The organism is Qipengyuania nanhaisediminis, assembly GCF_900115585.1.
In the GTDB taxonomy this organism is placed as follows: domain Bacteria; phylum Pseudomonadota; class Alphaproteobacteria; order Sphingomonadales; family Sphingomonadaceae; genus Qipengyuania; species Qipengyuania nanhaisediminis.
Genome location: NZ_FOWZ01000002.1, coordinates 621,104 through 640,564, shown reverse-complemented (window position 1 = coordinate 640,564; position 19,461 = coordinate 621,104). Strand labels below are relative to the sequence as shown.

The following is a 19,461-nucleotide window of genomic DNA, read 5'->3' as shown; positions in this document are numbered from 1 at the left end:
CAACCCGCATTCCGACAAATCGCTCCATTTGGAGCTTTAGCACTATCAATGGGTTACGAAATTTGTCGGAACACAGAAGTCCATCGTAGAGGGTCAGCAACGGTCTATTGCGTGATGCTTCCGAATCAATCGCTGAGCTCCTCGCTCACGCCCCGAAAATGCTCCAAAGCTGCTTCAAGGTTCTCGACGATCTCTTGTGCCAGCACATCGGGTTCGGGCAGGCTGTCGATGTCCTCCAGGCTGTCGTCCTTCAACCAGAAGATGTCGAGGTTCAGCTTGTCGCGTTCGATCAGCTCGTCATAGGTGAACCGCCGGAAGCGCTCGGTTTCTACACGATCCTGATAACATTGGACGAAGTCTTCAAGATCGGCGCCAGTCAGGCGCTTGGTCTTGAGCGTCTTGTGGACATTCGTGCGATAGTCATAGACCCACAGCTCCTTCGTCTGCGCTTCCTTCGATGCAGGGCGCTTATCGAAGAATAGGACGTTGGCCTTAACGCCGGGACTATACCAGATGCCTGTGGGCAGACGAAGAAGCGTATGGAAGTTGAAACCTTCCAGCAAACGTTTCCTGATTCCCTCTCCTGCGCGATTGGCCTCGAACAGTACGTTATCAGGCAGCACCACGCCGGCGCGTCCGCTCGCTTCCATGATCGTCATAATGTGCTGAAGGAAATTCAGCTGCTTGTTCGAGGTGGTGAACTTGAAATCCTCACGCTCGTAGTTTTCGCGTTCGCTACTGACGGTGCCATCCTCACCGACGACCTTGTAGCTCGACTTCTTGCCGAAGGGCGGGTTGGCGATCACCACGTCGAAACGCTCGCCGGGATCACTGGCCAATGTGTCAGCCTGCTCGACCGGGCTGCCGCCATTACCAACGCCGTGCAGGTAGAGGTTCATGGCGCAGAGCCTGACGACCTCATCGACGATGTCGTAGCCTTTGAACGAGTTGTGTCGCAGTTCGCGCAGCTTCTCGCGGTCTTGGCTCTGCCCCTTCATGTGGTCATAAGCCGCGAGAAGGAAGCCGCCAGTGCCGCAGGCGGGGTCGCAGACCGTCTCGCCGATCTTCGGACCGACACATTTGACGATCGCCTCGATCACCGGCCGCGGTGTGAAGTATTGCCCTGCTCCGGACTTCACCTCGGAAGCGTTTCGTTCGAGCAGCCCCTCGTAGATCTCGCCCTTCACATCGACGCTGTGGCCGATCCAAGGGCCTTCCTTGTCGATAAGGCTCACGACCCGTTTCAGTTTGGCCGGGTCGGACAGTTTGTTCTGCGCCTTGCGAAAGATAGTGCCGATCAGGCCATCGGCCTTGGCGAGAGCTTCAAGTGTGTGGCGATAGTGTAGCTCAAGCGCGTCGCCGTCTTTCCCGGCAAGCGCGGGCCAACGCCATTCGGGCGGGATCGACGACGCTTCGTTCAGCAGTTCGTCTCGCTCATGATCCATCTTGAGGAACAGGAGGAACGTGATCTGCTCGACATAGTCGCCGTAGGAGATGCCCTGATCGCGCAGGACATGCGCATAATTCCAGACCTTGGAGACGAGTTGGTCGTTGCTCATCAGCTTTCCTCGTAGGAGCGAAGGACCAGCGGCTTTGCCCGCTCCAAATCCTCATGTGAAGAGATCGTGAGTTCGAGATCGCCGGTGCCGAAGTGGCCGATCTTGCGCACATCGCGCGAGAAGCCTTCTTCCAAATCGACCGTGTCGGGATCGATCTTCAGGTACATCTTCAGCTGGTTCAGGGTAGGGCGCACCTCCACGCAAGCGAAGTTCTTGATACGGCGGTAGGCGAGATAGAAGCGCGTGACTTTTTTCGTCACGTCGTCCCCGCGGCCAAGCAGGAAGGTCTCGACGTCCAAGAACAGTTCAGCCAGCTGCGGCGACATGTCATCCATATATTCAGAGACGGTCTTGTAGCTCGAACCACCGCCACCTGCCTGCTTGGTTGGCGAAGCTGCCTTGGTCGATACCGAAGCCGACACCGCCGTCAGCAGTTCGAGAAGCAAGAGGTCATCGCCGAACTTTCGGTAGCGCACCAGTTCGATATTGCGGCCCATCTGCTTGACGGCGTGTTCGTCATATTTCGTGAAGTCCGCCGCGATGCAGATTAGGCGCGGGGCACTCCACTCGATTTGTTCGGCGACCTCCTTGCCGTAGCGGTTGAGTACCAGCAGCTCGAAATCGCCGCGGTGGTCCATCAGCCAGTCGAGATAGAAAAGCCCTTGATTGATGACGTTCTCGGACCGGTCGCGCTTATATTCGATGATGACCGGGTAACCGTTCTCGTCGATCCCTAGTGTGTCCATGCGCCCGCCATGGGTCGTGGCGTATTCACTGGCGAGGAAGCGCACGCCAAGCAGAGTATCGAGATTCGTCTCGAATTGCGTCTGGAGTGCCTTTTCGAGCGGCGCCGACGAGCTTTCCAGCTCGCTCATGGTTCCTGCTTGGGTTTGGAAGAGTTTCAGGTCGCTCATCTAGTTCACCGTCGGCCTTCCGGCCTCTAAACGTTTGAGAAGCCAGCGAGCCGTCACTACGACCAGTTGTAGCCGGAACATTGCATCATGTTGCGTCGATATGCCCGGATGCGCACCATCGGGATGCAACAGCTTTGCAAGGCCAGGAAGAAACGTCTGCCCATTGCCGTCGCCGAACTCGTGTTTCTCGCGAGAGAGGAAACCGTGCTTCGCCAGTAGTTGCCGTTTTGATAACCCAGCGGGCAAAGACGCAGCCTCGTCGGGAAAGAGCAGATCGGCAATGCCATCCGTCAGTGCTTCAAGAAAGGTGCGGCATTGGCTGTTTGCGGCTTCCCAGTCCTCCTGGGTGATGTTCTCCTTCGCGCTCGACAGGTGTGTCTGGGAGACATACAGCCCGTAACGATCCAACAGCTGATCAACTTCGCTCACAGCTTCCGGCAGCGCGACAAAGCCTGGCATCGCAATAGTGATGCCTGTGATCACGACATCATCCTTGAACATGCCAGCGGTCACCCGCTTCTGAAGGGCAAAGCCGTCGAGATTCAGATAGCGTTCGAGCTTCTGCCAGAGCGGCAAATCCCCCCGCTGTCCAGCGACATTGATTGCGGCATCGATCAAGGCGACAGGTAGGGGCTTTGATCCAAAATCAGTCTGAACAATGTGATCGGGATGGGCGACTGCGAACCTTTTTAAGTTCAGCACGGTTTTCGCGATCGACCCGCCGCTTTCGATATGATCTGAAAGGCCATATTCCAGCAACAGCCCTTCAATCTCGGCATTGGTCTCAACGCCTTCCAGCAAGTCGCAAGTGACCGCGATGGCACCTCGACCAATTGAAGGAAGCCGCGGGTTCATGCGCTCGCCTTCTTGCGCTTCGCGTTGGGCTTGTCCTCGCGCGCAGCGTGGATGCGTTCGAGCAGTTTGTCTGCGGGTTCGTCGGACGGGTCTTGCGGGACGAGTTTGCCGGAGAAGGCGTCCTTCAGGATGGACTGCCGTAGGGCTGCGGAGCGTTTGAGTTCGGTCTCGCACCACGCTTCGCCTTGCTCGATCCTGCTGATGGCTTCCTCGACAGCTTCGATGATCTCTGCCTGTGTATCGACGTCCGGCAGATCGAAGGCGATGGCCTTGGTTTCGGCACTATTGAGGTTGTGCACGCCGCTTGTGGACTTTGCCTGCCGCTCGATGCGCGCTCGGACTGCGGGTGAGTTCAGAACGATATGGAGAAAGGCAGGGAGGATCCGCTTGCAGTCCACCCGCAGCCGAATGAGGTATCCGGCGTAAGCCATGCCCACGGCATCGGCTGTGACAATTGCTCCCCGACCGACCAGATTTGCACTGCCGTTCGAGCGGACGATCAGCACATCCCCCTCGCGAAGAGAGAGCTTTTCGAGTTCCTTCTCCGTCAGCTCGGTGAATTTAAGGTCTGCCAGGTCGATGCCGCCACCGACTACGTTCGGAATACGAAGGACAGGCGTTCCTGCGACGCCCGGCCGACATTTCTTTGCCGTCCCATAACGAATGTCGGCGAGCAGATCGCCCAACACCACCGGCACCCATTCGGTCGGTCCCTTTGCGGTGAGGGTTCCGGTGACGGCGGCTTTCAGGACCGACTGGCGGTAGCGCGCGAGAAGCTTCTGCACCTCGCGCAGCACCTCCTCGCCCTTGTCGAGTTCGGCGAACAGCGTCTCGATCTTCTCGACGATGCGCTGCTGTTCTGAAGATGGCGGTAGGAGAAGAGGTTGAGACTTCACCTGCGTGTCTTTCACCGCCGGATAGCTGGCCCCGTATTGAACGCGAGTGAGTGCATCTACGAACGACTGGGACGTCGCCAGAAAGAACAAAAAAAGGGGCTCTACGCCGTTTGCGCCGCGTATGACCGAGAAGCCGGTGGAAGCAATCTCGTTGTCGAGCTTATCTGGAACCAGCGCGATATTGCGCAGATATGGTCGGACAGTGGAGAAAACTGTATCGCCTGCCTTGACGATCTGCCGTGCGCGAGAAGGAGCTTCTCCAAGCGTGTAGCGTTTTGTCTCTACGATCCGGTTTGACTCGTTGTCGATGCCGGATATGTCGATGTAAGCAATCTCTCGTTCGGGTTCTTGTTTTTGGTCGATCTTATCAATCGACATCGTGATGTCATCGAGTTGGCAGCGCGCCCAACCAGCCGGAAGCTCATCACTCTCCATCACGCCACCAGCGCCGTCTGAAGCTCATCAAGCGTTTCGGCAAAACGCGGGTTGAACAGCTGGCGTGCTTTCAGGATGCCGCCCTTGTCGGACAGGCTGGGCGCTTCCATGAAGTCGGTCGGCGCGATCTCGGCATTGGCAGCGATGAAACTGGCGATCGTGCGCAGCCATTCCTCTTGTTCTGATGTGTAATCGCGCCCCGCCTTCTTCTCGCGGCCAAGCCACAGGTTGAAGCGCTGTTCGACCACGTTGGAGAACGGCTCCAGGGCGTCCACTTGCCCTAGTGCAAAGCGCACCAGGCTGACCACCTCGGTCAGCTGTTCGTCCACCGGCGCGCCGCGCACACTCGCTGCATCCAGCCGCTTATATGCCTGCCAGACATTCGCAGTGGTGAGGTAGGGCGGCTTGTCGCTCATCGCCGTCACCAGCTCGCGGACCGCGGCATAGGTCAGCTTCTGTTTGCCGAGCGGCTGGTTGTAGAGAATTTGCAGCGCAGTCAGCTCGTCACGATTGTCTTCGATGAACTGCTTGAAGCTGGTGATGGTCTCTTCAGACCGCTTGAGGTCGAAATCAGCGCTGATCACCTCGTCGGTGGTGATCTCGTCGATCACTATGTCGGTCTTCGCCTTGATGTCTTTCAGCAGGTTTCGCACCGCGGGTTTGTCGAATGGCTCGCACGCCGTGTTGGCGAGCTGTTCGATCACCGCGTCTTCCTGTTCCTTGGACGCCATGGGTCCATGAATGGCGGCTATTTCTTCTGCCTGCTTGTCAGGATCGATTGCATCGAGCATCGCGTTAGCGAGGTCCCGAGGCGTGCTTCCTCCAGTAGCCTCGGCAATGCGTTGGCGGTCTTCTTCACCCAGCTTGCGATCGAAAGCGGCCAGCCGTGCAGCGAGCGAGGACATGGCATCCTCGTCACGCCGCCCCATGGCAATCTGCTCCATCAGCGCCTCGAAGCTGACGGTGCGTTTGCGCTCCAGCGGCTGGCTGGCGTTTTTCTTGGTCTCGGACACGCCGACCGCATCGATCAGGACGAAACGAGTCTTGGTCTTTGCGTCAGGCGTGACAGCCTTCAGGTCGGCATCGGGGATGGTGCGCACCCCGCGGCCCTTCATCTGCTCGTAATAGCCTTCCGACTTAACGTCCCGCATAAAGATCAGCACTTCGACCGGCTTGATGTCGGTTCCGGTGGCGATCATGTCTACGGTTACAGCGATGCGCGGGAAGGGATCGACGCGGAACGCCTTGATCATCGCCTTCGGGCTTTCGCCGGTGTTGCGGTAGGTGATCTTCTTGGCGAAGTCGTTCCCCTCGCCAAACACCTCGCGCGCCGCCAGGACGATCTCCTCGGCATGCGCGTCATCCTTGGCAAAGATCAGCGTCTTGGGCAGCCATTCGCCGCTACGGTCGGTGAACAGCTCGGTATAAACGCGATCCTTATAGGTCTGGAGCACCGTGCGGATCTGGTTCGGGTTCACCACCGAGCGGTCGAGGTCCTTGCCCTCGTATTCGAGATCGCCGTCGAGTTCCTCGTAGCGCACCTTCCGCGTGCGTTTGTCACGCACCGGGACGGGGAAGCCTGGTTGCCCCTCCAGCGTCGCCCCTTCCTCGGTCACCTTGGTGCGTATGCGGTAGACCTCATAGCCGACGTTCACCCCATCCGCGACCGAGCGCTCATAGGGGTATTCGGCCACGAGGTTCTGATTGAAGAAGCCCAGCGTGTGCTTGGACGGCGTGGCGGTGAGGCCGATGATGGTGGCATCGAAATATTCCAGCACCTGCCGCCACAGACCGTAGATCGAGCGGTGGCATTCGTCGGTGACGATGAAGTCGAAAGTCTCGATCGGGATGTCGGGATTGTATTCGACCGGCGGCTGCTCGGCGTCGGCCCTTTCCCATTTCTCGAATGCGGATTCCTCCTCGTCCTCCGCATCCAGCTCTCTTCCGCGCAGCATCGAATAGAGCCGCTGGATCGTGGTGATGACGACCTTGGCATCGGGGTCGAGCCGGTGCGAGTGCAGGTGCTGCACAATGTAGGTATCGGTAAAGCGGTTCGCTGCACCAGGCGGGTGGAAGTTCTGGAACTCCTTCAGCGTCTGATCGCCGAGGTTGTTACGATCGACCAGGAACAGGATGCGCTTGGCCCCTGCTTCCTTGATAAGTCGGTAGGAGAAGGAGCAGGCTGTGAAGGTCTTACCAGCGCCGGTAGCGAGCTGGATCAGCGCACGCGGCTTGTCTTCGCCGAGCGACTTCTCCAGCCCTTCGATCGCTTCGATCTGGCAGTCACGTAGCCCCGTCTTGATGAGCGGGGGCATGTTGCGCAGCCGGCCTCGTAGAGTGTCAGGCTGGAGCAGCCATTCGCGCAGGGTGGCCGGTTGGTGGAACGCGAAAAGACGCCGCGACCGTGGCTTTGGATCTCGCATGTTCCTGAAGAAGGTTTCGTCGCCGGTGCTCTCGTAGTCGTAAACGAGGATGTCGTCCCAGCGAGCGAGATGGTCCGGCAGCCTAGCCATGTATTTGTCAGACTGCTCGGCAACACCGCTCAAGGTGACGCCGGTCTTCTTGGCTTCGATGACACCAGCCGCTTTGCCGTCGATGAAAAGCAGGTAGTCGCAGGGGCCAGCGGGGAGCTGAAATTCCCGCACTGCCACGCCGAGCGAAGCGTTGCGGTCGAACTGGTCCCGGTCCTGCACGACCCAACCTGCCTCCGCCAGCAATCCATCTATTGTCTTGCGCGCTTCTTCTTCTGGCCCCCCCATACTCGCCTAATGCCTCTCAAATTGGTTCGCCGCAAGAAATTGATGTCACTGAAAATTCTACAAGACATTCTCGATGGCGATATTGCCTGATGCGTAGGAGGTAATCACCGGACATCGAATCAATGCGCTATGTGAGCTACAAGGAAAGAGTTACCTTCAGGGCAGCGTTAGAGCGAAGAGCGGCACCAGTACGAAACGAGGACCTTATTCGCACTAAGGATCCTCGCAGTGGTCTCAATGTCATTTGAGAAGTTTTGTGGCTGAAGCCGAAAGGTGAAAATTCCACCACAGGTGCGCAGACTGCAGCCAGCTGCGCGCCGCTTAGAGACTCTCATGACAAAGAAACAAGTGAAGGGCGCAGCGTCCTATGAAGGCGCTCTGCTCATCTGCCAGAACCTCGCCGAACTGACCGCCTACGAAGTCGCCGGTGATCAGGTCCTGATCCCCGATAGTGTCGGCAGCCCATCCGAAATCTCACGATCGCTGATCCTTATGCCCGGTGTGAGGCTGGCCTCCACCGAGATGGCAAGAGGCATAGCGACGCTGGGGACAAGTGCCCTTGGCGTGAGATGCCTGCGTTACCCTGACAGCGAGCGCATCGGCGACTTCTCGGTGCTGTTTGCAGAGAACGGCGGTGCCGAGCGCTTTGCGGCAATGCGCGCATGGGTCGATCAAGATCACGGCCTCTATCTCATACCCGGCGAGGACGCCGCCGACTCAAGAGAGGCCTCCTTAAAGTTCGATCGAGGACTGCGAAAGGTCGATCAGCCGTGGGCTGACGAGGCCGACCGGCAGCGCGGTCTCGCCGAAGCGATGGCCCTGCTCCTGGCTGAAGGGCCCGAGCGCCGGGCCAGCTGACCCCTGAATGAACTGAAGGCTCGGCTTGTAGGCCGAGTAACTTATGAAAATAGAAGGGGGAGGGCGAGCTCGGTCAGAGCGGCATCCCTCAAAGGAAAACTCCAATGAACGCTATTTCTTTGCACCGCCCTCTCGAGGGCGAACCCTTGCTGCGGCCTATTACTCATCGCACGGGTAGCCGCTTCGCCTCGCTGCTGATCTCGTGCGGTCTCGTCACCGTTGAGACGGCCCGCTTCGACGAACGTATTAGGGGAGGCTTCTTCAAGAGCGAAGACGCCGGAGTGGTGGTGACCGCTACCAGCTGCGATCGCCCACTGTTCTATCACGAGTGCGAGGTACTGGCGCATTTTGCACAGAAGGATCTTGTGCTGTTGCGGTTCGATCCGCTCGAAGGGGTCTCCTTCGACGTCCTGCTCGAAGATAGCCAGGTCTGGCAGTGCAACTACCTCGCCTGGCGCCGCGATGCTGACGATCTCTGGCTCATTCCCGCTCACACCGGAGGACCCTTCTTCCAATTGAACGAGAAGGGGCTCGATATCTTTCAGGGGGCTCCTTACGAAAACGGCTATCAGCGCTACGCCGGCATTATTCGTGCTGTCGAAGCTCCCTCGTTCGAAGGGAGGTTCTGATCGTGGCGAAGGCAAAATCCAAGAAAGTCGAACTCGATGAAGCGACGGCAGCGCCGTCCAAGGTGAAGTTGAAGGTCTTCACCCACGATCCGTGCGACGAGCACCCTGACCTGGGCTGGTTTCGCTATTGGTACGAGACCGAATTCGAACGGCCGACCGTGACCGATTGGATCGCGAAGAAGTGCTCACCCGGAGACGATCCGGAGTTCGGTCGTGCCGCGCGTATCGAGGTCCTGCTGCCGCCCAGTGCGCCAGCTGATTATACGAACCTCGAGTTTCTGACTAAGCGGTTCGATGAGACTTTGCCTCCCTTCGAAAAGCATGCGCTGGTCCAAGCCAAGTTCTTGCTCAACGATGATGAGGCCTGGCATATTGGCTATGAGCGGGTTCGCAGCTTCGCTCGTTCCCAGTTCGCCCACCGGTACGTGGTCGTTCTGATCGCTCATATCCCGGGGACGGCCGGCCTGAAGGGCCAAGGCAATCACATCCACTGCGTGGTTCTCTCGAGGACGATCAACATCAATGGCTTTGGTGGTGCGTGCACGACCCTGTGCAGCGATCGCGGCTATAACGCAGCGGTCGCTGCTTGGCAGAAGCATAAGGATACCTGGGACGTCACGACATGAGTGGAGAAGAGAACCATGAGCCTATCCATGCCCTAGCAGAGCACTGGGCTCGAAAGGGGCGCGGTGAAGTCGATAAGGTACAGGCAACCGTGAACCTCGCCCGCCAGCTATTGGCGGGCGGGAAGGTCCAGCCATATGGCGAGGGAGAGAACCCGTTCGAAGTGGCTCCCTATCCGTGGGAGACGAGTAAGCCTCCCGCCGATGCTTCGCGGCGTATCTTCCTTGGGACCGTCAGTGATTTAGCCACAGGTCAGGGGCACACCGTGTGGTTTGCAGCCGCCCTCGCTAGAGATGAAGATGAGTTCCGGAGGCTGCTAGCTGTTCACATTGGGCATACACTTGCCAATGGCGCCAAGATAAAGGCTGGCTTGGGAGAGTTTCCGTTTTCGCGGATCTTTCTATCTGCGCCTTTGCGTGAAAAGTTGGAGAAGCTCGACGAATTTAGGGACACGCCGGCGGGGTTCTTCTTTGTCAGCCGATGGCACGAAAACCGCTCATGAACCCTGAGCAATTGTTGCTTATGGCGGAGCTGGGGCAGAGGCGGCAGCTTCGCGCCCTCATCTCAGCCATTTGGTCGCACGTCTGAGATGCTCGAAAGCAGACGTCCAGCAGTGGGAGAGACAGGATAGCGCACTGAATGCTTAGTGGTGTTGCAGACCAGTATCGGGCGCGAGCCCGACCATCACATGTCCCCGCGCAATTCCAGAACAGCGCCTTCGCACCAAGTCGTGATGATCCAGTGCGCCTGAAACAGCGCATCTAGATCGACCGAAAGCCCGACATAACGCGCGCCGCCGCGATCGGCAGGATAGCGAAAGCGATCGGCCGAGGGATCGAAGGATTGGATATGGGCTATCATGGCCACCACTTCACCGGTCAGGTCATCGTCGTCGCAACAGCCTTCCTGCGATCGAAGATCGAGCAGTTGCTTGTACAGCTTGCCGAGATCGTGACCTGGACTGCCCGCAATCGCGCCGGCGAGTTCGACGATGGCCGCTTTGATAGCCAGTTCGACGCTCTGCCGCCAGAGCGCTAGCAACGGCCTGTCGAGCAAACCCGAGTGGTCCTTGCGCGCGACATCCCACAACGCCTCGAATCCACGTTGAAAGCTGTATGAAACGAGATCCCACGATCCTGCCGTCAAGTCCGAGGACAGATCGCGCACCAGTGCACCCAGCGAGGGCTGCGACTGGACGATCTGCTCGACAAGTGCGTCGCGATGGTGCTCCGACATGACAACCACTCCCAAACAGTTCAATTTCAAGTAACGAGCGGCAACCCGGTATGCCAGCTCTCGAGGACCAGCGTCATCGCGCGGTCGGCTGGCCGGTTTCGCTCCGCTCAAGCGCGCGCGCCGTTTCCAGAGCCCGTTCGCCATGGCATGGATGATCGAGCCATGCCTGGGCCAGCGCCAAGTCGGTCGGTCGGCCCACTTTAGCCAATAGCTGAAGCGCGGCATCTATATGCTCGTCTTCTAGCGATCGGTCTGACCGGAACGCTGGGAAAACGGATTTGCCGACATAGTCGCCTGCCAGCACCGCACGGACAAGTCCTCTTACCATGTCCGGCCACAGGCTCTCGAAGGCAACGTCGAGATGGTTGTCATAGTCCAGAATGCGCACTTCGCGCTTGAGGCGCTGGATGACGTCGAAGGCCTCGGCGACGCCGCATGCGACGAACGCATCGGTCGACGGTTTCGCATTGCCCCCGCTAAGAGCGTGAATGAGGGGGGCTGCCTCGTGCCAGGCGCGTATGGCCGGATCGTCCGGTACGCCTTCTGTAGCCTCGACCGAGAGATCCAGTTTGGCGAGCAAGCTGATCGCCTCAGCATAGGCGATGACCGCATATTGGTGCGAATGGCTATCGAGGCGCGGCCCGCGCGCGAGTTGCTGGAGCTCGGATGCCGCCTCCGGTGTGGGATCGCGGCGCAGCGCCCGCAGGATGTCGCTGGTGAACCACAGATCGCCCGGGCGGTCGCGCAATCCGCGAAGCAGTAAGGCTTGCCGCTTCTCCACCTCCAAGACCTCGTAAAAGGCTTCCCAGTAGATTTCGCAGAAAGGATGATCGTAGGTGCGGGTCACAGCGCTCACCGCTATCGAGCAGGCCTCCGGTGAATCGGGAATGGCGAGCATCGCCTCGTATTCCTTGACCGCCGCCTCGATCGTAAAACCGTGCTCGATCCCGCCGACCCCGGCAAGTGCGTCGAATACCGAGCTATTCAGGAACAGATTGTCGTCGGTCAGATAGCTGTTGAGTTCCTCGCGGACCGCTACGCGATCTTCCTCGCCGAGCTCGCCGCCGCGGAAGCGGATGATGTCGCAGATGAGAAGGCGCAGGTGATAGACCTGTGTGCGCCAAACGCGCGGGAGAAGCTCGGGAAAGCGGGCGGGCATGCGTTCGAAGCGGGCACAGCGGAGTGCCGAGACCAGAAGGAAGAGCTGTCCCACGCTCAAATATTCGAATGCGTCGAGGTGGGATGCGACATCGAGCTTGGTGGCATCCTCAACGCGGGTTGCCCAAGAATTCTGGATCGCGTGGAGAAGAGTCTGGAGATGCCGCGCGCCGCTAAAATGGTGCATACCGTAGACGGTACCAAACGCCGCGGCACGCCAGGCGAGACGTATGTCGGGACGCTGCTCCTTGAGCCTCTCGGCCTCGGCAAGCAGTCTTCGATCGACTGAGGCAAAAAGATCGAGCAAGTCTGCGAGCAGTCCATCACCGAGCGCGGCTGGAATGAGATTGAGGTAAAGTTCGTCGATCGGATCGTCCTCGACAGTGTCCGTGAAGCCGGGCACTAGCGACGACAGCTCGCGTGCGCTCTTCACCCCGTCGGGCAGCGCCAAATCAATGTCGCTATAGCGCCGTTTGAGTTGCGCGATCAGATCGCGCATCCGACTGAGGACGAAGGCCTGCGCCTTTGCGCCGGCGCGGCCCGACAGAGCGCTTTCGAGCAGCCGGGAGTCCGGTGCATTGGTGAGCAGCGTTTCGATTTCCTGCGTCGTGGCGCACCCGCCCAGGATGAACTCGCGCAGCTCCGCATGGATCGGCTGGGAGGCCAGAGCACGAAGGTCTTCGGGTGTTCCCCCGCGGTGCAGGATCGCATCGGCGGCGTAGAAGTCGGCGATCAAATCGTGGCGAAATCCGATGCGGCCTCCATCACTCCACAGCAGACCTGCCGCGCGAGCCGCGTCGACTGTCGATCCGTCGCTTCCGACGATTCGCTCCGCCGCCGACTTGGGCATCGCGGCGACGTACCCGATCCGCATCGCCGTCGCTAGTTCTGTGAGCCGTCGATGGTCTTGCTCAGTCGGCGCGGAATTGAGCCTGGCCCGGGTGAAGGCGTAATAAAGCGAATAACGGCCATTGATGACGCTGGCTCGATCCAGCACTGCCGCCAGGATCACCGCATCGTGCGCGGTCGCAACGACCTCGAGCGCGGCGATTTCCGGCAGTGCAAGCGCGCGGCCCAGATGCGCCTCCACGATGCGCTGGGCTTGTGCCGACCCCGGCTGATTGAGTTTGATCGTGGAGCCTGCGAGGCTGTTCGGTAGGCCGATTTCCTCTTGCCCCGTGATCACGATGCGCATGCCGTAGTTTATGCGCGCGGCCTGCAAGGCAGCGACCAGTTCGGCTCGTTTATCGGCGGGGCATTCGTTGATCGCATCGACATGGAGCACCAATTCGGCACCGGCCTCGGCGGAAGCGCGAAACAACGAGGGGATCTTCTCGCGCGAATAACGCGCCGCATCAGCGCGCAGGAGCGGTCCGATGTCGCGAGCGAAGTCACGGCCGCGGACTAGAAGGGGGATGTTGCCGCGCGCCGCGCATGCAGCGGCGAGACGCTTCAAGAGCTCGGTCTTTCCGCTTCCCGATGGACCGACGATTTGCAGCTGCTCTCCTTCGGCGATGCGACGAGCCAGCTCCGCCGTGCTGTCCTCCCCAACGAACTGAGGTTCGACGTAGGGGCCGAGCGTGGCCCGCCCAAAATCAGCATGGGCTGTCAGATATTGGGCGACGAGCAGGTCAGCCGAGCTGGGCGGCTGCATGCTTTGGTCAACGAGTCCCTGCGCCAGTGCAAAGGCTCTCCACTGGTCAAGGGAGAGCGCGTTCGCGCGAGGAACCTTGAGCAATGCGACGAGCTCGGCATAGCCTCCGATCGCCAGTTTGAAGTCGCCTGCGGGTATGTTCGATCCGGCCGGAGCCCTAGGATAGAGGCACAGCATACCCGCCACGGCATCCTTCGCGTCCCGCCCGTCCTGTCGGCGCAGGCTGTCCGTTACCGTAAAGCGGTTTTCCAGCGCCTGCTGGTAGGGATTGGTGCCACCAAGCTCGCGCCTGCCGCCATTGTTCTGCTCGACCGACCAGGGCCCATTCACGCCGCCATGGACGGGATGTACATAGGCCTTGATCTCGACCACGACTGCGGTGGTTGCGGTCGCGACGATCAGGTCGATCTGGCGACGCCTGGGGCCGAGCGTGACATTGGCCAGAAGAACGGCTTCGACACCCTCCGCTTCCAGATCTCGTTTCAAGTTGCGCGCGAAGGCAATCTCGGCCGGATTGGTGACGCGATCACCGTGGAAAATCTGGAGCGAGGCACTGCTGGGCGACATGGCTCAAAACTATACGCGCGCGCGCTCCAATCAAGGCAGCCATTCGATTATCGACGGCGCTGAGTAGCTTGCGAGCCACTCCTTGTGCGATTGCGGGCTAGTTTCGTCAGCCTGCAATTGCGCCGACAAGCCCTGCGGGGAATGTTTGGGACAGTGGGTTCAAAATGTTAGGAAATGTAATCAGCACACTATCAAGGGGATGGGTTCCTTGGTATTCGGTCCGAACGAGGTCTCCCCTCGCATACGCGCTGTAGCAACTGCGGCGTAAGAGCAAATGTCTAGACATGTCGTGCGCGCCATGACGATTGATGATTAACCGTGGCGTGATTGGAAGGGAGACCTCGTGACTAATGGCTGGCTAGGCTTCGGCATCCCTACTTCAATCCATCTACCCATACCTCCAGAGCTTTCGAGCAAGACAGCGCTTCTTTCCTATCTCGGCGTCTCACCAGCAGAGATGAAGAAGATTTGGTATCACAGGGAGAAAATGTACCATTGCTTCGATGTTGCCAAGAAAAGCGGCAAACCGAGGCTTATCAACGCTCCCGATCGGCGCCTCAAATTCCTTCAGCGCCGAATCGCTAATCTGCTCGACCAGCTTTACCGGGTTCGCAATCCGGTCCACGGCTACGTTCAAGGCAAGTCGGTGAAGTCTAACGCTACTTCGCATCTGAAGCAGCGCTTTATCCTCAATCTAGACATAAGAGACTTTTTCGGTTCGATAAGTGAGCGAAGGGTTTTCGGGGTTCTCCATGCAATTGGTGTCCCGCGGGATGCGGCGGAAACGGTCGCACGCATCTGCTGCTACAGCGGCCATCTGCCGCAAGGCGGTCCCGCCAGCCCAGTCCTCTCAAACATGGTATGCTTTCGGCTCGACCGGGCGTTGCTCAAACTCGCGAAGGACTCAAAGTGTATCTACACGCGCTATGCGGATGATATCAGCCTCTCGAGCTTGCGACCGCTCACCGCGCTATTCGACGGTACTTTGCCGACAACGGGCCGCGTCGACCCCGAGCTCTTGTCAGCTGCGCTGCAGGCGGCCTTTACCAGCAACGGTTTCGCGCTCAACCCCGAGAAAATTCACTACGCAGACCGGCACTCACGGCGCGTAGTGACGGGGTTAAAAGTCAACGAGGGACTGAACGTTGACCGGCGCTTCGTCCGCAATATTCGCGCGGCACTTTACGAAGTGGAGAAAGACGCAGTTGCGGCTCAAGCTCGCTATGCCGCCGACTTTGGTGGCAAGGCTGACATCAGTTCCCATCTTAAAGGAAAGATTGCGTGGCTTGGCAATGTGAAAGGTCTTGCTGATCCGGTCTATCGCGCACTCGCTCTCCGGTTCAACACCGCCTTCCCCAAACGGGCCATCAAAGTCCAACCGACCCGTCACGAACGACTGGACAGGTCTGTCTGGGTGATTGAGCATCACCTCAACGATATAGAAAAATACGCGCAGGGCAGCGTGTTCTTTCTCGCAGGTGTCGGATTAGTTACAGCGGCGCATTGCGTTGCTGGGGTCAAGGACGCGATCGTTCATCACCCATCGCGGCCCTCGAATAAGTTCAAGGTCTCGGTAGCGCACTATTCAAAGCATCGCGACCTTGCGATCCTGACGCATTCAATTCCCGCAACCGATTTTTACGAGCTGAGCAAGAGTGCGGCCGCCGCTGTGACTGGCGATCCCATTGTCGCGATCGGCTATCCCGACTTCAGTCCAGCTGACAAGGTCAATTTCCGCGAAGGAACCGTCAGCTCCACGACAGTGAAGAGTTTGATCAATCTACTCGAAGTGAACTTCAAGTTCATTCAGGGCATGTCTGGCGGTCCGGTGATCAACTCCAATGATGAGGTCGTCGGGATCGTCCACAAAGGCGGCCCGAAGGAAAAGCGCGACTTTGCGATCGTCATCGAAGAGTTTGATTCTTGGAACGCCGCCGGCCTGCCTTCAGACTATTGACGGCGGCCATTTGGCCAAAGCTGTTTAAGCAAGCTGATGACTAGAATAGCAGCTTTCCTCATTTCGTGAGCTATGACCCCACGATCTCTTCCCGGCCCCCGAGCTGTCATCGTTGAACCAAACTCCGTCATCGCTGAGCCTCCCGCAGTTGGGAAAATGTTGGGCGCTGCAATCTGCGGCGGGCGCTTATCCTAGCTTGTTCCGGTGGCCGCGTGACGTAGGTGCATGAAATAGGCGCACTTACGCAAAGTTGAGGCTCAACTTTGCTGGCGGACATAAAGGGACCGAGGCCGGCGGTGCGGCTACTCTCATTTCTGGCATGAGCCAGGGTCCAATCTTCGATCGAAAATAAATGTGAAACAGGGGTTCCGAGCACTGATTCTCCATGGCTAGACTATTGCCATACAAGGAGAATGTTATGCAGACGGGACGCTTCAAGGTCATCACTGCGAAACTGCGCCGCCTTATCGAGATCGAAGAGGATGAGGCCATCAAGGGAACGATCAAATTCGGTCGCAGGGAGCGCGAACCTGATGAAGCGGGCAATCGCTTTTCCCGAAGTCCCAACTTCCTCATCCCCGTTCCGCCTTCTGAGCGGCCCGTATCTGCAGAAGGCCGAGTGGCGTTCCACTTCAAGCATACGTTCGTCGTCAAGAAGGCTCGGTACTCAAATTCGACTGCGCTCTCGACCGGAACCCTTGTTACGTCTGGCGACAAGGAAAGCTTTACCACCGATGCCGGCAACCATGAGCGATACATCAGTCGCGAAAGCGCCGTCGCTGCCATCACCCCCGGAGACTACGACCAGTATATCGAGGCGGGAGGGATGGAGAAACGGTCTGAGGCCGTATTCACAAATATCCATCCGGACCTCGAAAAACGCGTGGAGTTCTGGAATGCGGTTACCCGCTCCGAGCGAACACCGTCGCCGGATGTCGTGACCTTGCATGTGGAACGACTGCCCGCTCACCGATTGACCGAACTGCTTGACGCCGCAACCTCGGGCTCGCAGCTTTCATCTCTCTCCCGCGTTTACGAAAATGAATGTCTCAATACGAAGAAGCCGGCCAGCCGCGTCAAATGCGAGTTAGAATACTCCGAGTTTGCAAAGCTTCGTAAGTCGCTCCGGGAATCTGACGACTGGATTGAGAACGATCCGCCCATTACGATTAAACGCGGCCGTGGTGGCCGGGTTCAGCGACGTATCGTGTCTGAACTTCCCGTGGGTCTGGATGATGCCGCCCGTATCAGGATTGCGGGACAGTTTCTCGAGTGGCTTGGGTCTCGCGGTGTCATGTATACGGGCGTCATTCACGAACCCGATCACCATAACGATGCGCGCAATCACCATTTTCATGCGGCGCTCTATGACCGGCCGTGCAGATACCTCCCGGCACATGATTGCTGGGACTTCGAATATCGCGAACCTGTAGAGGGGCAGCACAAACGCACCCGGGCGACCAAACGCCAAAAGAAGGTAGCTGCCTTCACTCGCTCTACCGATGGGCGCGACCGGCGAAAGCATGGCTCTGACTTGCTCGTCGAGATGCGAAAGAAGTTTGCAGACCTCTGCAACGTCGAGTTGAAGGCGCTCGGCATCAATCGCCTCTTCGACCATCGATCATTCGCTGAAATGGGCATCAAGCAAATGCCTGGAAAACACCTCGGCACGAGAGCTGCATCGCTGGAAGCTGCTGGTGTCCCTACGTCACAAGGCATCGAGAATGCAGAGAGAAGCTGGCAAGGCTCATTCGATCGGGCTGAAGAAAACCATCTCATTCAAAAGCGAATGCAATCGGACGTCCGCGCGCATGCCAGAGAGATGCTCTCTCGTTTGCTGGAGCAGGGACTGGCCAACCCCGTCGTGGGAGAGCTCGACAGCTTGATCAAAGATTTTGATCGGCGGGTGCAACTTCTTGGAGATGAGGAGCTCGAGCTTGCTCGGCTGCACCTGACTCAGGAAATGGCATACTCCAGGGCAGATAAGACTGCCGAGGTCTGCAACCGTCTTGTCGAGGCAATCGAGAACGGAAGCGCTTCCAAGTCCGAACGCGCACAAGAAGCGAACATCCGCGCTAGGCTTCAACTTGCAGAAGCTCATGCTGAGCGGATCTGGGATGCGACCGCGAAGGACGTGCAACTAGCCCGGGATCTCGCGCAGGAGCTGTTCGAGGAAAAGAGGCAACTCGAAGGCATCATACAGTCGATGCGCAGTTCAATCGAGGTTGCAGAGGAGCTGCTGCTTCAGGATAAGCGTCAGCGTCTCGAAATGGATATGTATGCTCGCGAAGAGCATTCCTACGATTTCGGCAAAAGGTATGATCGCCAGATAGCTGCGTATTTCGAAGCTCCGCAGGATTTCGAAGATAAATGGGACCGTGCGTTTATGCGCATCCAGTACGAAGAACTGGAGATTAGGCCGCCATCCGAGAAGGTCCCCAACTATCACGTGGTCGGAATCTCCAAGGAGGATCTGGAGCGGTTAACGCACCCCTTCTTCAAAAAACGATCACAGGCCCGCTTGCAGGCGCTGCTCGAAATTCGCGAGACGAACCATCGTCGAAAGCTGCAGCGTGGCCAGCGCGCCGAAACTAGGTCTGTCGAGGCTGTTAAGCCGACCAGGAGTGAACCAAAACAAACTGTTTCATCGTCGGACCATTCATCGAAGACGGCCGGTCTGCAAGCCGCTGGGAAACAACCGGTCGTAGACCGCTCATTAGAAGTGCCCCTGACCAACTCGGTAAGTCACTACCGGCAATTGCAGGATGAAGCTGCGCGACGTCACCAGTCGGACCAAGACGAAGCCATCATGGAGTTCAGGTCGTGGTTTGAAGAGGAATACGCCGGACAGCCATTTCCGGTTATGTTCGAGAACGGAAATCTCCACATTGAGATCGAGCAACTGCCAGCCGACCGCCGACAGTTCGCTGATGTATTTTCCGTCACGATAGCCGAATGTATCTCGGAGAAGCTCGATCCTGAGAGGGTGGCATTGCGGCATTTGCTGCTTGGAACAGACTCCCCGCTTGTCGAGCTGGAGGGAAAGCAAGTTATCTACGACGTCCAGGATCGGCGGCTCAACGTTGGTCCAAATGCACACCTCCTTCTTCAGAATGATCCGGAAGTGCGTGAGTATATCACCGAGCACGTCGAGCTCTGCGCTAAGAGGGACACTTCCATGGTCCAGCGGAATGCACCTAAGGATCGCGACCAGGCTGTGCCAGCGGCAGTAGTGGTCCGAAGCCGCGCGAACCGGCCCGAGAAGGCTATTGCTGCGCCGGAAGAAGCGACAATCATCGAACAGGCGTGGCATGCGTCCCAAGGTGGGAAAGGGAGGTGATACTAGCGTCTCCTTTGCCG

At 58.4% G+C, this 19,461-nt stretch carries 13 protein-coding genes; 6 read left to right on the top strand and 7 right to left on the bottom strand.

All coding sequences use genetic code 11. The annotated features are described in order from the left end of the window. Positions 1-125 precede the first annotated feature (125 nt). Genes BM173_RS08725 through BM173_RS08705 form a run of 5 tightly spaced genes read right to left on the bottom strand, consistent with a single transcriptional unit; the run spans position 126 to position 7,418 of the window. Positions 126-1,559: a type I restriction-modification system subunit M gene (locus tag BM173_RS08725; RefSeq protein WP_090480071.1), complete on the bottom strand. Its 1,434-nt coding sequence runs from the start codon at positions 1,557-1,559 to the stop codon at positions 126-128. Then, positions 1,559-2,473: a DUF5655 domain-containing protein gene (locus tag BM173_RS08720; RefSeq protein ID WP_090480069.1), complete on the bottom strand. Its 915-nt coding sequence runs from the start codon at positions 2,471-2,473 to the stop codon at positions 1,559-1,561. Before BM173_RS08720 ends, BM173_RS08725 begins: the two co-directional genes overlap by 1 nt. Continuing rightward, on the bottom strand, positions 2,474-3,328 hold the full coding sequence (locus BM173_RS08715; protein ID WP_143089610.1) for a hypothetical protein: 855 nt from the start codon (positions 3,326-3,328) through the stop codon (positions 2,474-2,476). Continuing rightward, the gene (locus tag BM173_RS08710; protein WP_090480065.1) at positions 3,325-4,659 is read right to left on the bottom strand and encodes a restriction endonuclease subunit S; all 1,335 of its coding nucleotides are present in this window, start codon (positions 4,657-4,659) and stop codon (positions 3,325-3,327) included. Before BM173_RS08710 ends, BM173_RS08715 begins: the two co-directional genes overlap by 4 nt. Beyond that, positions 4,659-7,418, bottom strand: a complete 2,760-nt coding sequence (locus BM173_RS08705; RefSeq protein ID WP_090480062.1) for a type I restriction endonuclease subunit R — start codon at positions 7,416-7,418, stop codon at positions 4,659-4,661. The genes BM173_RS08710 and BM173_RS08705 overlap by 1 nt, the downstream gene beginning before the upstream one ends. 333 nt (positions 7,419-7,751) lie before the next feature. Between BM173_RS08705 and BM173_RS08700 the strand changes: the two genes are divergently transcribed. From BM173_RS08700 to BM173_RS08685, 4 genes are all read left to right on the top strand, one after another. Beyond that, the gene (locus BM173_RS08700; RefSeq protein ID WP_090480060.1) at positions 7,752-8,276 is read left to right on the top strand and encodes a hypothetical protein; all 525 of its coding nucleotides are present in this window, start codon (positions 7,752-7,754) and stop codon (positions 8,274-8,276) included. A gap of 104 nt (positions 8,277-8,380) precedes the next feature. Then, positions 8,381-8,905 carry a hypothetical protein gene (locus tag BM173_RS08695; RefSeq protein ID WP_143089608.1) on the top strand — a complete coding sequence of 175 codons (525 nt, stop codon included), beginning with the start codon at positions 8,381-8,383 and terminating at the stop codon, positions 8,903-8,905. A gap of 2 nt (positions 8,906-8,907) precedes the next feature. Next, complete coding sequence (locus BM173_RS08690; RefSeq protein WP_090480053.1) at positions 8,908-9,531, top strand: hypothetical protein; 624 nt, start codon at positions 8,908-8,910, stop codon at positions 9,529-9,531. Next, a complete protein-coding gene (locus BM173_RS08685; RefSeq protein WP_090480049.1) occupies positions 9,528-10,031 on the top strand; it encodes a hypothetical protein in 504 nt (167 codons plus the stop codon). Before BM173_RS08690 ends, BM173_RS08685 begins: the two co-directional genes overlap by 4 nt. 182 nt (positions 10,032-10,213) lie before the next feature. Here the strand turns inward: BM173_RS08685 and BM173_RS08680 are convergent, their stop codons facing one another. Together BM173_RS08680 and BM173_RS08675 are read right to left on the bottom strand one after the other, a co-directional pair. Beyond that, on the bottom strand, positions 10,214-10,765 hold the full coding sequence (locus BM173_RS08680; RefSeq protein ID WP_090480046.1) for a HEPN domain-containing protein: 552 nt from the start codon (positions 10,763-10,765) through the stop codon (positions 10,214-10,216). Between the two features lie 73 nt (positions 10,766-10,838). Further along, entirely contained in the window at positions 10,839-14,144 is a 3,306-nt protein-coding gene (locus tag BM173_RS08675; protein WP_090480043.1) for an NERD domain-containing protein, read from the bottom strand. 343 nt (positions 14,145-14,487) lie between these two features. Between BM173_RS08675 and BM173_RS08670 the strand changes: the two genes are divergently transcribed. Beyond that, positions 14,488-16,101 carry a trypsin-like peptidase domain-containing protein gene (locus BM173_RS08670; protein ID WP_090480040.1) on the top strand — a complete coding sequence of 538 codons (1,614 nt, stop codon included), beginning with the start codon at positions 14,488-14,490 and terminating at the stop codon, positions 16,099-16,101. Positions 16,102-16,519: 418 nt separating this feature from the next. Then, positions 16,520-19,441 (top strand): MobA/MobL family protein, encoded by a 2,922-nt coding sequence (locus tag BM173_RS08665; protein ID WP_177201847.1) that lies wholly within the window; start codon positions 16,520-16,522, stop codon positions 19,439-19,441. Positions 19,442-19,461 lie beyond the last annotated feature (20 nt).